13 protein-coding genes are annotated in these 15,184 nt (G+C 69.9%); 5 read left to right on the forward strand and 8 right to left on the reverse strand.

The annotated features are described in order from the left end of the window. Positions 1-60: 60 nt before the first annotated feature. Both ACLF3G_RS23805 and ACLF3G_RS23810 read left to right on the forward strand, forming a co-directional pair. The gene (locus ACLF3G_RS23805) at positions 61-3,240 is read left to right on the forward strand and encodes an efflux RND transporter permease subunit (protein ID WP_430671887.1); all 3,180 of its coding nucleotides are present in this window, start codon (positions 61-63) and stop codon (positions 3,238-3,240) included. Positions 3,241-3,582: 342 nt separating this feature from the next. Next, positions 3,583-4,173: an NADPH-dependent FMN reductase gene (locus tag ACLF3G_RS23810; protein WP_430671888.1), complete on the forward strand. Its 591-nt coding sequence runs from the start codon at positions 3,583-3,585 to the stop codon at positions 4,171-4,173. On the opposite strand, the gene ACLF3G_RS23815 is transcribed toward ACLF3G_RS23810, so the two are convergent. The 4 genes from ACLF3G_RS23815 to ACLF3G_RS23830 all read right to left on the reverse strand — a co-directional run bounded on the left by ACLF3G_RS23815 (position 4,167) and on the right by ACLF3G_RS23830 (position 7,969). Next, positions 4,167-4,859: a hypothetical protein gene (locus ACLF3G_RS23815; RefSeq protein ID WP_430671889.1), complete on the reverse strand. Its 693-nt coding sequence runs from the start codon at positions 4,857-4,859 to the stop codon at positions 4,167-4,169. The genes ACLF3G_RS23810 and ACLF3G_RS23815 overlap by 7 nt on opposite strands. A 431-nt stretch (positions 4,860-5,290) precedes the next feature. Continuing rightward, positions 5,291-6,022 carry an IclR family transcriptional regulator gene (locus tag ACLF3G_RS23820; RefSeq protein WP_430671890.1) on the reverse strand — a complete coding sequence of 244 codons (732 nt, stop codon included), beginning with the start codon at positions 6,020-6,022 and terminating at the stop codon, positions 5,291-5,293. 29 nt (positions 6,023-6,051) lie between these two features. Then, a complete protein-coding gene (locus ACLF3G_RS23825) occupies positions 6,052-6,948 on the reverse strand; it encodes an SMP-30/gluconolactonase/LRE family protein (RefSeq protein WP_430671891.1) in 897 nt (298 codons plus the stop codon). A 4-nt stretch (positions 6,949-6,952) separates the two neighbouring features. Continuing rightward, positions 6,953-7,969: a Bug family tripartite tricarboxylate transporter substrate binding protein gene (locus ACLF3G_RS23830; protein ID WP_430671892.1), complete on the reverse strand. Its 1,017-nt coding sequence runs from the start codon at positions 7,967-7,969 to the stop codon at positions 6,953-6,955. 129 nt (positions 7,970-8,098) lie between these two features. Between ACLF3G_RS23830 and ACLF3G_RS23835 the strand changes: the two genes are divergently transcribed. The 3 genes from ACLF3G_RS23835 (at position 8,099) to ACLF3G_RS23845 (ending at position 11,299) form a co-directional block, all read left to right on the forward strand. Further along, positions 8,099-9,073 (forward strand): Bug family tripartite tricarboxylate transporter substrate binding protein, encoded by a 975-nt coding sequence (locus ACLF3G_RS23835; RefSeq protein ID WP_430671893.1) that lies wholly within the window; start codon positions 8,099-8,101, stop codon positions 9,071-9,073. Between the two features lie 159 nt (positions 9,074-9,232). Further along, positions 9,233-10,240 (forward strand): hydroxyacid dehydrogenase, encoded by a 1,008-nt coding sequence (locus tag ACLF3G_RS23840; RefSeq protein WP_430671894.1) that lies wholly within the window; start codon positions 9,233-9,235, stop codon positions 10,238-10,240. A gap of 81 nt (positions 10,241-10,321) precedes the next feature. Then, positions 10,322-11,299, forward strand: a complete 978-nt coding sequence (locus ACLF3G_RS23845) for a tripartite tricarboxylate transporter substrate binding protein (protein WP_430671895.1) — start codon at positions 10,322-10,324, stop codon at positions 11,297-11,299. Positions 11,300-11,689: 390 nt separating this feature from the next. Here ACLF3G_RS23845 and ACLF3G_RS23850 read toward each other — a convergent pair whose 3' ends face one another. The 4 genes from ACLF3G_RS23850 to ACLF3G_RS23865 all read right to left on the reverse strand — a co-directional run bounded on the left by ACLF3G_RS23850 (position 11,690) and on the right by ACLF3G_RS23865 (position 15,139). Then, entirely contained in the window at positions 11,690-12,088 is a 399-nt protein-coding gene (locus ACLF3G_RS23850; protein ID WP_430671896.1) for a hypothetical protein, read from the reverse strand. A 178-nt stretch (positions 12,089-12,266) separates the two neighbouring features. Then, the gene (locus ACLF3G_RS23855) at positions 12,267-13,124 is read right to left on the reverse strand and encodes an amidohydrolase family protein (protein ID WP_430671897.1); all 858 of its coding nucleotides are present in this window, start codon (positions 13,122-13,124) and stop codon (positions 12,267-12,269) included. A gap of 20 nt (positions 13,125-13,144) precedes the next feature. Further along, entirely contained in the window at positions 13,145-14,131 is a 987-nt protein-coding gene (locus ACLF3G_RS23860) for a Bug family tripartite tricarboxylate transporter substrate binding protein (protein ID WP_430671898.1), read from the reverse strand. A gap of 15 nt (positions 14,132-14,146) precedes the next feature. After that, entirely contained in the window at positions 14,147-15,139 is a 993-nt protein-coding gene (locus ACLF3G_RS23865; protein WP_430671899.1) for a Bug family tripartite tricarboxylate transporter substrate binding protein, read from the reverse strand. Between the last annotated feature and the right edge of the window lie 45 nt (positions 15,140-15,184).

Below are 15,184 nucleotides of genomic sequence, written 5' to 3' on the forward strand. Positions count from 1 at the left end.
TCCATCACCTGACCCGCCAACCAGGGCCGCGCAGCGCGGTCACGCCAAAGGCACGTCCCCATGCGCTTCGCCCGCTTCTTCATCGACCGCCCGGTCTTCGCCGCGGTGATTTCCATCGCCATCATGCTGGTCGGCGGCATCGCCGCCTTCCGCCTGCCGGTGTCCGAATACCCGGAGATCGCGCCGCCCAGCGTGACGATCACCGCGATGTACCCGGGCGCCACCGCCGAGACCATCGCCGAGACCGTGGCCGGCCCTATCGAGCAGGAGGTGAACGGGGTGGACGGCCTGCTCTATGTCTCCTCCCAGGCGACCGGCGACGGGCGGCTGACGGTGACGGTCGTCTTCCGCCAGGGCGTCGACGGCGACGCGGCGCAGGTGCTGGTGCAGAACCGCGTGGCTGTGGCCGAGCCGCGCCTGCCCGAAGAAGTCCGGCGCCTCGGCATTACCGTGCGCAAGGCGAGCCCGGATTTCCTGATGGTGATCCACGTGACCTCGCCGGATGGCAGCCGCGACCATGAATATATCTCAAACTTCGCGACGCTGAACATCCGCGACCGCTTGGCGCGCATCGACGGCATCGGCGACACACAGATGTTCGGCGCGCGCGACTACGCGATGCGCGTCTGGCTCGACCCGGACCGCATCGCCGCACGTGGATTGACGGCGGGGGAGGTGGTGCAGGCGCTGCGTGAGACCAATGTGCAGGTCGCGGCCGGCGCGCTCGGCCAGGCGCCGCGCGCCGAGGCGGCGGGCGCGTTTGAATTCGCGGTGCTGACCCAGGGCAGGCTAGCCACGCCGGAGGAGTTCGGCGAGCAGGTCATCGCGACCGGCGAAGCCGGCGCACCCCTTCGCCTGCGTGACGTCGCGCGCGTTGAGATCGGGGCCGCCGACTACACGGTGAACGCGCTGCTGAACAACCAGCTCGCCACCGCCATCGTGCTGTTCCAGCGCCCGGGCAGCAATGCGCTGGACACCGCCGCCGCCGTCCGAACGACCATGGATGAGGCCGCGCGCAGCTTCCCCTCCGGCATCGGCTACAGCATCGTCTATGATCCGACGCGCTTCATCGCGCAGAGCATGGAGGCAGTGCTCATCACCTTCGCCGAGGCTGTGCTGCTGGTGGTGCTGGTGGTGGTGCTGTTCCTCCAGAACTGGCGCGCGGCGGTGATCCCGCTGCTGGCCATCCCGGTCTCCATCATCGGCACCTTCGCGGTGCTGCTGATGCTCGGCTTTACGCTGAACACGCTGACCATGTTCGGCCTGATCCTCGCTATCGGCATCGTGGTGGACGATGCAATCGTGGTGGTGGAAAACGTCGAGCGGCACATGGCCGATGGGCTGTCGCCGCTGGAGGCTGCGCGCAAGACCATGGATGAGGTGGGCTTCGCGCTGATTGCCATCGCGCTGGTGCTGGTGGCGGTCTTCGTGCCTACCGCCTTCATCCCCGGCATCGCCGGCGCCTTCTATCAGCAATTCGCCGTGACCATCGCTGTGGCGACCGTGTTTTCCGCCATCGTGTCGCTGACCCTGTCGCCGGCGCTGGCAGCGATCATGCTCAAGCCGCATGTGCATCACGCCGGGCCGCGCCCGCTTCTGCTACGGCCCTTCGGCGCCTTCGCGCGCGGCTTCAACTGGCTCTTCGACCGGATGTCCATCGGCTATGGCGGGCTGACGCGGCGGCTGGTGCGCCTTCCCGTGCTGCTGATGCTGATCTATGGCGGCCTGCTGGCCACGACCGGCTGGATGGTGACGGCGACGCCCACGGGCCTCATCCCGCCGCTCGACCGTGGCTACTTCATCGCGGCCTTCCAGTTGCCACCGGGCGCCAACCTGGCGCGCACCGATGCAGTGGTCCGCCGCGCCTCCGACGCCATCCTGGCCACGCCTGGCGTCGAGAGCGCGATCGCCTTCGTCGGCTTCGACGGCGCCACCTTCACCAACGCGCCAAATGCCGGCGTGATCTTCGCAAGCCTCACCCCCTTCGAGGAGCGTAGCGCGCAAGGCCTCACCGCGGACGGCATCCTGGCCGATCTGCAGGGCCGTCTGATGGCCGACCCTGACGCGCTGGTCTTCGTGCTGGCGCCTCCCTCCGTGCCAGGCATCGGCACCGGCGGCGGCTTCAAGCTGATGATCCAGGACCGCGCCGGGCGTGGCCCGCAGGCGATGGAATCCGCGCTGCACGCGGTGATGGGCGCGGCGAACCAGACGCCCGGAATCGCCTTCGCCTTCAGCCTGTTCAACACGGCGACGCCGCAGATCCGCACCCAAATCGACCGCACGCGCGCGGAAATGCTGGGCGTGCCGGTCAACCGCGTGCATGAGGCGATGGGCATCTATCTCGGTTCCGCCTTCGTGAACGACTTCAACCTGCTTGGCCGCACCTGGCGCGTCACCGCCCAAGCCGACGCGCAATATCGCACCGGGGCCGAGGATATCGCACGGCTGCGCACCCGCAGCGATACCGGCGCGATGGTGCCGCTCGGCAGCCTCGCCACGTTCCAGGAGACGTCCGGACCCTATCGCATGCCGCGCTACAACCTGTTCCCCGCGGTGGAACTGCAGGGTGCGGCGATGCCGGGCGTCTCCACGGGCCAGGCCATAGCACTGATGGAACGCGTGCTGGCGGAGAGCCTTCCGGAGGGCTTCACCTATGAATGGACCGAGATCGCACTGCAGGAGAAATTGGTCGGCAACACGGCGCCGATCGCCTTCGGCCTTGCCGTGGTGTTCGTGTTCCTGGTGCTGGCGGCCATGTACGAAAGCTGGCTGCTGCCGCTCGCGATCGTGCTGATCGCGCCGATGTCGGTATTCGCCGCGCTGTTCGGCGTGCGCTACGCCGGGCTCGACAACAACGTGCTTGTGCAGGTGGGGCTGGTGGTGCTGGTGGGACTTGCCGCCAAGAACGCCATCCTGATCGTCGAATTCGCCCGCGCGGCGGAGGATGACGGGGCAAGCCGCTGGGATGCGGCGGTGGCGGCTGCCCGTACGCGGCTGCGGCCCATCCTGATGACGAGCCTGGCCTTCATCCTGGGCGTCCTGCCGCTGACCATCGCCACGGGCGCGGGGGCGGAGATGCGGCAGAGCCTGGGTGTCGCGGTGTTCTACGGCATGCTGGGCGTCACGATGTTCGGCCTGCTGTTCACGCCGGTCTTCTACGTCGTCGCGCGCGCCATGGCGCGACGGCGTGGCGCGACCGTGCCTGGCCCCTCCGCGGAAGAGGGTCATCAACGCGCGTGAGGCGGCGAACGCTTGTACAGCCGCATCACGACGTGCCGGGAGGGCGTTAGTGCCCTCCTGACCCGCTGCCGGTTCCAAAGACAACACGTTCAGTGCGAACTGGCCAAGCGGCCGAACGCCACGGGGCTGCGATAGCCGATGGCCGGGTGACGTCTCGACGGACTGTCGCGTAGATTATGCTGACACGATCTTTTTCTTCGTCAGGGATTGGCTCCGGGGTTACCGTGCCATTCAGTGCACGGCGCGGGCCAACGATCGCGCTTGAAGGTCCCGGCGGACGCGTCTGCAACCACGCGGCGCATCAACAGCTTAGGGAACTTGCAACCAGAAGCCGGAGACACCATGGCCCCCAAGCTTCTCGTTTTATACGGTTCCTATCGCTCCGACCGCACTGGCATTCGGCTCGCCCGCTTCCTCGTCACCGCGTTTGCAGCGCGTGGAGCGGAGGCCGAGTTGATCGATGCGCAGCAGGTCGGGCTTCCAATGCTGGACCGGATGTACAAGGAGCATCCGCCTGGGGCGGCACCTGAGGCGCTTGAAAGCCTGGCGATGAAAATCAGAGGTGCCGATGGCTACGTCTTCGTCGCCGGCGAGTACAACTGGGGTGTTCAGCCGGGGCTGAAGAACCTGACGGATCACTTCCTTGAGGAGTGGTTCTGGCGCCCGGCCGCCATCGCCAGCTACTCCGCCGGCCGACTGGGTGGGGCTCGCTCTAATCTCGTCTGGCACGGCACCCTTTCCGAGATGGGCATGGTTGTCATCTCGAGCACGCTCCTGGTCGGGCCGATTGCCACATCGCTTGATGAGGCGGGAGCACCAACCGGTGAGGGCGGCGCGGCGCTCATGCGGGCGTTCCCACGCTTTGCCGAGGATCTGGAATGGTGGGCCGAGGCGGCACGCCGGCAGCGCAATCATCGCGCGCCGCCCTATTGAGGGAGGCTCTGAGCCGAATGGGCAGGAAAGGGTGCTCGCCTGGTTCCCGCGGTGACGGATCGCATCCACGCGGCAGCAAGGTCGAGCATCTCATGCAGGATCTCCGCCTCCGCTCGACCAAGCCTGACCGGGACATGAACCATCGCCTTCTTCTTCCCGAAGCGGCAGAAGGGGAATTCGCTGGCGCCGAATGCGGGGCTCGGCAATCTCGGCGTCAGCGCTTTGCAATTCGCGGTTTCCATGAGCGTGTTCGGCGCCATGGCCGGTGACCGGCAGGTCGCGGCGCATGGCAGCCATATCTGGACGTGCGGTCGCTCGCATTCCTCGGGCCACTGGTCGGCGCGCTGGCTCGGTCGATGACCGGCTGGGTTTCCGGTCGCTGGGCGCGTCACCTTCCGGGTCGTCGTCGGCATCGTGCTGGGCACGCTGCGTGCCGTCCACTTCCTCGGCGCGAAGCAGGAGCCGGGCGCCTTCATCGGCTTCTTCGCCAGTTTCCTGGTGTTGTTCACCCTGACCGGCATCGGCAACGCTTCCACCTTCCAAATGATCCCCGCGATCATGGGGCGGGAGATGTCACGGCTGATGCCGGACGCGACCGCGGCTGAGCGGCGGGCGCGGGGCGAACGCGAGAACGCCATGAGCATTGGCTTCAACTCCGCCATCAGCGCGATCGCGCTGACCGGCACGCTGATTTGCGCATGGACGCCGCACGACGCTCGCCGGTCTACAAGATGGCGATTAAATGGGGCGTCGCGTTTCCGCCGCACCCGGAATACCGCACGCTGCCGATGGTCTGGTACGTGCCGCCGCTGCCGCCGATCCAGTCCGCGCACGCCACCGCGACCAGAAGCAGAAGCATCGTCAGGCGAGCGCTGGCGGCGCCACGCCAGCACGGTCAGGCCAGAACACGCGCCAGGTCCCTCATGATCCGTGAATTGCCCATAGGGGGCCGGCCACCCCGCTCCGGCCACTGTCCACCAGCATGTGGTGCAGAGGACCTTCGTTCGCCATCCGACGCAGGAGGCAGGACGAGGCGGAAGACCGACTGGAGCAGCGGTGGGACCTCGTTTCCACCTTCTCTGGCGTGCGCGCAGTGTCGGATGACCACTGGACGGACCTACTCCGCCGCGACGCGCGGCCACTCCGGCATCTCGCCACCGATCCGTCGGGTCAGTGCCACGGCCGCCTCAGCGAGAATCGGTCGCGCGGCTGCCTGGGCATCGGGCGTCCAGCGGATCACCGGCGCGGACAGTGCGAGGGCCCCGGCGAGTTTGTCGCCCGGCCCGAAGACCGGCGCGGCCATCGCCCCGGTGTGCGGATCCGTCGCGCCCATAGTGACGATCGGCAGGTCCAGCGTCGCGACATAGGGCGGCAGCGGCCGCGGGGCGAAGGTGCGGAGCACCTGGGCGATGGCGGAACTGTCGAGGGGCAATGCGTCGCCAACCCGGACATGCATCCGCAGAAGGTGCGGGCTGTCCACGCGATACAGGCAAAGCCGCTGCTCGCCACGCCTGACGTAGAAGGCCGCGGTTTCCCCCGTGCGCGCCACGAGCTCCTCCAGCACCGGGATGACGTGCGCCTCCAGCCGGAAGGCCTGGGTGTAGATCGTGCCGAGGCGGAGAACCTCGGCATCCAGCCGATAGGCACCGTCATCCTCGCGCGCGAGATAGCCATGTTCCTCGAGCGAGATGGCGAGGCGCATGATGGTGCTCTTCACCAACCCCGTCCGTTCCGCCAGCTCCGCCAGGGAAAGGGCGTGGTCTCCCTTGCGGAACGCAGACAGCACTGTCAGGGCACGGTCAGCCGAGGCAACGCCCTCGAGTGCCGGTCTTTGCTTTCCCTTCTCCATTGTGGTCGCCTCCGGCCTTGCGGCCTCATTTAAGCCGATTCCAGCCGCGCGCGCAGGATGCTGCCGGTCTCGCTCTCGGTGATGAACAGGTCGCGCCCGTCCGCCCCGCCCAGGCAGAGGTTTGTGGTGGATGCGCCGGCGCAGGAGGTGATCGCGAGCGTCGGCTCCGCCCGTGGATTGAAGCGCCAGACCGTGCCGACACCGGTATGGGCGACCAGCAGGTTCCCGTCCCGGTCCCAGGCCAGCCCGTCCGGGCCGCCGGGCCCGCCATGCAGGTGGATGAAGATTCCCGCCTTCGTGACCGCGCCATCGCCGTGCAGCGGCAGGCGCCAGATCTGGTTGGCGCGGGTGACAGCCACAAGGCAATGCGACAGGTCGGGCGCGACGACGATGCCGTTCGGGCTTGGGACCGTGCCGATCAGCGTGTCGAGCCTGCCGTCCGGGCGCAGGCGGTACACGCGCCCGGTCGGGTCGTGCAGGCCGGTCTGCCCCTGGTCAGTGAAGAAGATGCTGCCGTCGGCGCCGAGGGCCAGGTCGTTCAGCCCCCGGAAGCCCTCGCTACGCGCCGTCTCCAGCACCGGCGTGATCACACCGTTGGACGGATCGACGCGGATCAGGCCGCGCCTGTAGTCGGTGACCAGCAGCGCGCCGTCGGCCGCCACCTTCAGGCCGTTCGGCCAGCCGTCATACTCGGCGACGAGATCCCACTCGCCGTCCGGCGTTATGCGGAAGATGCGCCCAAAGGGGATATCCGTGACATAGAGCCTTCCGTCGGCGTCGAAACTGGGGCCTTCCAGGAAGCTGTCGATCTCGCGCCCGCCGCGGTTCCAGCGTGCCCATTCGGTCGCACGCGGCCGGCGGAAGCGGTCCGGCAGCCGCGTGAAGACCTCGGTCCCGATGCGCGGCGGCGGCGCGAAGAAGGGCACCGGCCTATTGCCGCTCGATGCCGCTGGTGGCGGCGACATTGCGCCACAGCGCCGTCTCCTCGGCGAGCAGCGCCGCGAAGGCGGCAGGCGGCATTCCGCCCGGCGAGGATGCCAGCGAGGCCAGGAAGTCGCGCATGTCCTGCGCCTCCAGCGCCTCCGCCACCGCCGCGTGCAACCGCGCGACCACACTGTCCGGCGTTCCCGCCGGTGCCGCGATTCCTGACCAGTTCACCACCCCCGTTCCGTTCGGGCCGAGGTTGGCCAGGCCGGCTTCCTTGAAGGTCGGGACCTGCGGCAGGACAGGCGTGCGCTCCGCACCGCTCATCGCGAGGACCCGCAGCAGGCCGCCCTGCACATGGCCGAGCGCCGAGCCGAGCGAGACCATCACGACGTCCACCTGGCGCGACAGCACGTTGGTCACCGCCTCGCCGGCGCCGCGGAACGGCACGTGCAGCATCTGGATGCCAGCGGCCTGGGCGAAGGCGGCGGTGGCGAAGTGTGGCGCGCTGCCGATGCCGCCGGTGCCGTAGGTGATCCTCTCCGGCTCGCGCTTCGCGGCCGCGATCAGCGCGGCGAGGTCACGCCAGGGCGCGTCGCGGTGCACCGCGATCATGACCGGCGAGAAGGCACTGACCGTCACCGGGCGAAAGGCCTTCGCGTGGTCGAAGGGCAGGCGCTGGAACAGATAGGGCAGCATGGCGTAGGTGTTGTCCATCGCCAGCAGCGTGTGCCCGTCCGGCGTGGCGCGCGCGACGTCGGCAGCGCCGATCGTGCCGGTCGCGCCAGACTTGTTCTCCACCACTACCGGCCGGCCCAGGCTCTCGGAGAGCTTGGGTGCGAGACGCCGCGCGATGGTGTCCACGGCGCCGCCGGGCGCCCAGGCGACGACGATGCGGAGCGGGCGCGAAGGCCAGGCTTCACCGGCCTGGCTCCCTTGGGCCAGGCCGGAGCGCGGCAGCGCCCCAAGCGTGAGCGGCATGGCGGCGAGGCCGGCGCGGAGGATGTTGCGACGGGAGAGCATGGTACGCGGTTCCTTCCCAAGGGTGCCCTGCTGTACGAAGGCTTGCATTTTGAAATCGCGTTTCGTTATAAGCGATCGCAGCCCGGCTCTGTCAAGAAATGGCGGGGCAGAGGGAAGGAGGTCTCCGGGATGCCAGAAACCCAGATTGGCCGTCGTGGCGCCCTCCTCGGCGCCGTTGCCGTCTTGGCCACCCCAGCGCTCGCCCAGCGCGGCTGGCCGGGGGCCCGCCCAATCGAGATCGTGGTGCCATTCGCGCCGGGTGGCGGCATGGATGCCATGGCGCGCACCGTTGCGCCCTTCCTCGCCGCGCGCTTGCCAGGCGCCCGTGTTGTCGTGAGCAACCGGGCCGGTGCCGGTGGCCAGCTGGGGACCGAGGTGGTGGCGAACGCCGCGCCGGACGGCCATGTGCTCGGTGCCTGCGCGACGCCCACGATCCTCAGCCAACCCATCGAACGCCCGGTCCGCTGGCGGCCGGCGGAGCTCACCTACCTCGCGCAGGTCGTCGAGGATGCCTGCGGGCTCTTTGTCCGTACCGACAGCCCGCTCAAGGGGCTCCCGGATCTGCTGGCGGCGGCGCGGGCGCGGCCGGGCGACCTGCCCTATGGCACCGCTGGCATCGGCGGCGACGACCATATCGCCACCCTGCTGCTGGAGGAGGCCGCCGGCGTCCGGCTGAACCACATCCCCTTCAACGGCACCTCGCAGCTCCTCGTGCCGCTGCTCGGCGGCCAGCTCGAGGTCGGTGCCTTCAACATCAGCGAAGCGCTACCCCTGCTGCGCGACGGCGCCATCCGCGGCCTGGCGCTGGCCAGCGCGGCACGCGACCCGACCGCGCCGGACATCCCGACCTACCGCGAGGGCGGGGTGGACGTCGTCTTCTCCGCCGGGCGGGGCATCTTCGGGCCGCCAGGCCTGCCGGACGCGGTCCGCGCGCAAATCGAGGAGGCCTTCGCGGCCACCTTCGCCGATCCGGCCTGGTCCGCGGCGGCCGCCCGTGCCGGCCTGCCGCTCAAGCCCCTGGTGGGCGCAGCCTATCGCGAGGCGGCGCTCGGTGGCGAGGCGGCGCTCCGCGCGCTCTGGGCCCGGCGTCCGTGGAAAGAGTGACTGCCGATTCTGCAATCAGGTTTCATAAGATGACTCAGCTCTGCGACTTGCCCATCGGGCGGAGAGAACTGTCATAGCCCCGGTTGGCGCAACCTAGCGCCGCCTGGACCGCGACGGCCTCCCCTGACCGCGCACCGACCTCTTCCGAAAGTATCCCTCATGTCCCAGCCCGATGCCGCGAAGCCCGTTGTTCTCGTCACTGCCGCCAAGCTTGCTCCGGAGGCGGTCGCGATCCTCGAGGCGGCCGGCTATGCCGTGCCCTGCACCTCCGGCTACCCATCCGAGGTCGAGCTACTGGCCGCCATCGCCGAGCACCGTCCGGTCGCGCTGCTGCACCGGCAGGGGATCATCAACGGCACGGTCATGGATGCGGCAGCGCCCGCGTTGCGCGTCATCGCGCGTCACGGAGCCGGCGTCGACGGCATCGACCTTTCCGCCGCCGAGGCGCGCGGGTTGACGGTGACCCGCGCCGCCGGCGCCAATTCCCGCTCCGTCGCGGAGCATGCGATGGCCTTGATGCTCTCGCTGTTGAAGGACCTGCCCTCGGTCGCCTCCGGCATGCGCGAGGGGCTGTGGGAGAAGACCTCCCGCATGACCCGCGACGTGGAGGGCGTGTCGCTCGGCCTCGTCGGCTATGGCGCGATCGGGTCCAAGGTCGCGCGCTTCGCGGATGCCTTCGGCATGCGGATCGCCGCCTATGACCCGTTGCTGCCGGCCGGCCCGCTGCCAGGCCCCGGGGATCGCGCTGCCGACCTCACCACCCTGCTGGCGCGTTCGGAGGTGCTGTCGCTGCATTGCCCGCTGGATGCGACGACGCGCGGCATGATCGGCGCGGCGGAACTGGCGGTGCTGCCGCGCGGCGCCATCCTGGTGCACACGGCCCGCGGCGGTATCGTGGACGAGGCGGCGTTGCTGGCAGCGCTGGACTCCGGCCACATCGCCTGGGCCGGCCTCGACGTCTTCGCGAAGGAGCCGCTGGATACGGCCAGCCCGCTCCGTGGCCACCCGCGCGTCCTGCCGACGCCGCACCTGGCGGCCAACACACCGCTCGGCGCCGTCGGCATGTCCACGGGCGCGGCCGAGAGCATCGTCGCGGTGCTGGCGGGCCGGCTGCCGGCCCTGCCGGGCGCCGTGGTGATCCCCGGTGGCCTGCGCGCGGCGGCCTGACACGATGGCGAGCGAGGCGCCGCGCCATCCGCTGACGGCGCGTCTCCCTGCCCTTCAACAGTTCCACATGGAGAGGAAATCATGAGCACGCACACCGCCCTCACGCGCCGCGGCATCCTTGCCGCCGGCGTTTCCTCACTGGCCACGCCCGCGCTGGCGCAGCCCGCCTGGCCGGCCGGCCGACCCATCGAAGTCGTTGTCGGCTTCGCGCCGGGCGGCGGGACGGATGTCATGGTGCGGGCCCTCGCACAGTTCCTCCCCGCCGAATTGCCCGGCGCCAACTTCGTCGTCTCGAACCGGCCCGGTGCGGGAGGCGAGACGGCCTATGTCGCGCTGCAGGCCGCCCGCCCGGACGGCTACACGCTCGGCACCATCAACACGCCGGGATACGTATCGCTCGGCATCCAGCGCCGGGTCCGCTACGATCGTGCCCAGATCCGCCTCATCGCGCGCCTCGTGGACGATCCCAGCGCCTTCGTCGTGCACCGCGATTCACCGTTTCGCACGCTGAAGGACGTGGTCGAGGCCGCGAAGCGCCGGCCCGGCACGATCAGCGTCGGCTCCTCCGGCATCGGCACCGACGACCACCTCGGCCTGACGCTGTTCGAGGCCGCGTCGGGCACCGAGTTCATCCACGCGCCCTTCGCCGGTGCGGGACCCGTGCGGAATGCCGTGCTCGGCAAGCAGATCGACATCGCTGGCCTCAACCTCGGCGAGATCGGGATGCTGGGGCAGGAAAATCCGCTGCTCCGCGCCATCGCCGGCATGGGCGAGCGGCGCTGGGAGCTGATGCCGGACGTGCCGACCTTCCGCGAGGAGGGCTACGACGTGCAGATGACCAGCGAGCGGGGGCTCGGTGCGCCACGTGGCATCCCGGACGAGGTCGCGACGCGGCTGGAGGATGCGATCGCGAAGGTCATCGCCACGCCGGAATGGGCTGAGAAGGTGCGCCAGCTGGAACTTGCGATGTCCTTCCTGCGCGGCGCCGAGTGGGAGGCGCAGATGCCGGCGCAATTCGCGCGCTACCAGGGGATCTGGCAGCGGACGCCGTGGCAGTGAGTGGCGACGTGATGCGCCGCCGTGCGCGGCAACACCCGGGTGAAACTGTCCGGGCCCTGCATCACGAGCCGGCTCGGCCCGTCCAACTATGCCGCTGCGGGCGACATCGCCGCAGCCTTCGCGCGCTGTCCCTGAGCGGGCGCTCCGGGGCAGCGACCGACCGCACCCGATCGAGCCTCAGGCCGCGAAATGCAGGCGGTGGATGCGCGTGGCCGTGCCGGCGAACAGCGCGGCGCGCTCATCTTCTCCGGCGCGGGCGGCGAGGCGCTTGAAGGCGTTTCAGAGCACCCCGTAGTCGCACATACTTCTTTTCCGCGGTTTCGTTGCTCTCGAACATGCAGCGCCCGGGGCTGACGCCGAGCGGTCCGCCACAGTGATCGCCCACCACGGTCAGGTCCGGCACGGCCCGCGCGACCGCCCCGACGAGCCGCAATCGGGTCTGGTCGGCTCGTCCATCGAGAACGAGACCGCGTGCCGCGAGATGCCGCGCCCCTTTGATGAAGCGCGGATCTTCGAGGAACCCGGTGGCGGCGTGAGCAGGTGGACCGCGACTGCGACGCAGGCTGCCAGGCCGTACGGATGCGGACGCTTCGGAACCTCGCCCGCGCCGTTGCAAGGTGCGCCTCGAACCGCGACGCGCGCGCCGAGCGAGAGGGCCGCGAAGCCGATGATGCCTGCACAGGCCCTCGTGGGTCCGGAGGCGCCACTGGCGCTCGCGGCGGCGATGCCGTTGACGAACCCGGTTTCGCCGAAGGAGCGCGCCTCCTCGGGGCCTGTGGCGCGATACATCACCCCACTCCGGACGAAGACAGTGGCCCGCACGTCATGGCCCTCGCCAGTATCGCGCAGCAGATCATCAAGGCGGTACTGCTCGTCAGCCCGATCCCGCAGGTGGTGGTGCGGGTTCCCTTCCGGGTCGCCGGACCCCACGCTGTTTCAGCGGGGCCCGGCGAGACCAGACGGCGGGTCAGGCGAAGCCGTACAGCCGGCGGGCATTGTCTGACAGGATGCGGTTCCGCACCATCTCCTCCGGCGCCCAGTCCAGCAGCAGGTCGAGCAGGTCGCCATCGTTCGGCATCCTGCGGCCCTGCATGTTCACATGCGGCCAGTCGGAGCCCCAGATCAGCCGGTCCGGCGCATGGGTGACCAACGCCCGGGCGATGGGCGTGACGGAAGCATAGGGGAAATCCTCCTTCGTGCAGCGCATCGGCCCGGACAGCCGGACCCAGACGCGTCCGCTGTCCAGCATCCGCAGCATGGTGCGGAAGGCCGGCTGGTCTACGCCGCCGGCGGCCGGCACCGCACCGAAATGGTCCAGTACGACCGGGCCGGGCAGCGCCATCAGCCGATCGGCGAATTCCTCCAGGTCCCGCGGGGAGGGGTAGAACTGCACCACCCAGCCGAGTTCCGCCGCCATCGCCGCTGCGCGTTCCGACAGATGCGGCAGATGCGCGCCGTGATGCGGGCTGACGAAACGCAGGCCGCGCACGCCAAGGCCGTGCAGCCGCGCCATCTCCGCCTGGCTGGTTTCCGGCCTCAGCAGCGCGACGCCGCGAAAATGCTGCGGGAAGCGCGCCAGGGTGTGTTCCAGATGCGTCGTATCCATGCCGTAGCCGCCGCCGCTGACGATCACGGCATGGTCGATCCCCAGCGCCTTGTGCAGCGCGATGCAGGTCTCCGGCAGCGCATCCTCGGAAATGTATTTGCTGCCTGGATCGAACGGGTACTGCGCGGCCGGTCCGAACAGATGCACCTGGCCATCCACCGATCCGGGCGGGCAGACCAGGCGCGGCGTTCCGGGGTTCGGGTCGGGCGGCGGCGTCATTGGGGGCATGGAAGGCTCTCTCACTCCGGGCGAATGTTGGCGTCGCGGATCACCTGGCGCCACAGCGGGATCTCACGCGCGATGATGGCGCGGAATTCCTCCGGCGTGGTGCCGACCGGCTCGACGCCGGAGCGGTCGAGCCGCGCCATCACCTCCGGGTCGCGGGCGGCCGCCATCAGCGCGCGGGACAGCGCGGCGATTGCCTCGGCCGGCGTGCCGGCGGGGGCGACCACCCCCATCCAGAGAATCCCCTCGAAGCCCGGCAGGCCGTGCTCGGCGATGGTCGGCACATCGGGCAGCTTCGGCGACCGTTCCTTGCTGGCGATCGCCAGGGCCCGGATCGAGCCCTCCGCCAGGCTGGCGGCGGAGGTCGCCAGACTGTCGAGCTTCAGCTGCACGCGACCCGCGACGAGATCGGTGAAGGCCGGCGCGGCGCCGCGATAGGGCACGTGCAGCACCTCCAGCCCCAGCCGCTTCAGCATCAGCTCCATCGTCACATGCGGATGGGACCCGATGCCGGCGGAGGAATAGGTCAGCTTGCCGGGATTGGCGCGCGCATGGGTCACGAAGTCGGCGAAGGTGGTGAAGGGCGCGGCGCGCGGCGCGATCAGCAGCTCCGCGATCTGGGCCACCAGCGAGACGGGGATGAAGTCGCGCTCCGGGTCGAAGCCGCTGTTCGGCGTAAGGCTGGGGTTGATGGTGTGGTTCGGCGCGGTGAACAGCAGCGTGTAGCCATCCGGCGTGGCACGCGCCACGCGCTGGGTGCCGACATTGCCGCCGGCGCCCGGCGCGCTGTCGATGATGACGTTGCCGCCCAGCAGCTCCGCCACCTTGCCCATCACCAGCCGCGCCGTGACATCCACGGTGCCGCCGGGGGGGAAGGGGACGATCAGGCGGATGGGCTGGTTCGGGTAGCCCGCGGCATGGACCGCGGGCGCGGCGAGCGTGGTCGCCAGCGCGCCGCCGCCGGCCAGCAGGCCGCGGCGGGTGGGGGTGGTGATGGGCATGTTGCCTCTCCCTGCCTATTGCCGCTCGATGGCGGCGCGCTCGATCACCTGCGCCCAGATGCCGATGTCGCGCTTCAGCAGCGCGTCCATCTCGGCCGGCGTGTTGGGCGCGGGCTCCACCCCCAGCGCCAGCAGTCGCGTGCGGATGGCCGGCATGGCCAGTATCTCCCGCAGATGCCCGTTGAGCGTGGCGATGATGGGCGCCGGCGTGCGCGCCGGGGCGAACAGGCCGTTCCAGCCGGTGACGGCGTAATCCGCCAGCCCGGCCTCGCGCAGAGTCGGCAGGTCCGGCAGAAGCTGGGAGCGCCTTTCCCCGGTGCCGGCGATGGCGCGCAGCACACCGCCCTCCAGCGCGCCGCGGGCCGCCGCGTAGGATTCGAAGGCGATCTGTACATCGCCACGCTGCGCCGCGGTCAGCACCTCCGGCGTGGTGCGATAGGGGATGACGGTGGCATCCAGCCCGGCGGCGACGCGCAGCCATTCGGCTGCCAGGTTCTGCGTGCTGCCCGGGCTGATGGTGCCGATCGCCAGCCGCCCGCCATTGCGCCCCGCCGCCAGCACATCCTGCACGCTGCGCAGCGGCGAATTGGCGCCGGTGAGCAGCAGCAGGTCGAAGGACACCATGGCGGAGATCGCGGTGAAATCTGCCACCGGGTCATAGGGCAGCGATCGGAACAGCGATTTGTTGATGGCGTTGCCGGTGCTGAGGATCATCAGCGTCTGGCCATCCGGCTCCGCCGTGGCGCCGATGCGGGCGGCGACCGCGCCGCCCGCGCCCGGGCGGTTGTCCACCACCACCTGCTGGCCCAGCCGCTGCGACAGCTGTTCCCCCACCAGCCGCGCGGTGAGGTCCGCCAGCCCGCCGGGGCCGAAGCCGATGACGATGCGGATGGGGCCTGTGGGAAAGCTGGCGGCGCGGCCGGGCGCGCCGTGCAGCAGGCCAGCGCCCAGCAGGGCGCCGCCGAGCAGGCGGCGGCGGCCGTACGTCGGTGCTGGGGACGGCGTCATGTCATGTCCTCCCGGGACGTTGTTGGGCGCGGCGGGCACGGTCTT

The organism is Falsiroseomonas sp. HC035 (assembly GCF_050563525.1).
Taxonomy (GTDB): domain Bacteria; phylum Pseudomonadota; class Alphaproteobacteria; order Acetobacterales; family Acetobacteraceae; genus Falsiroseomonas.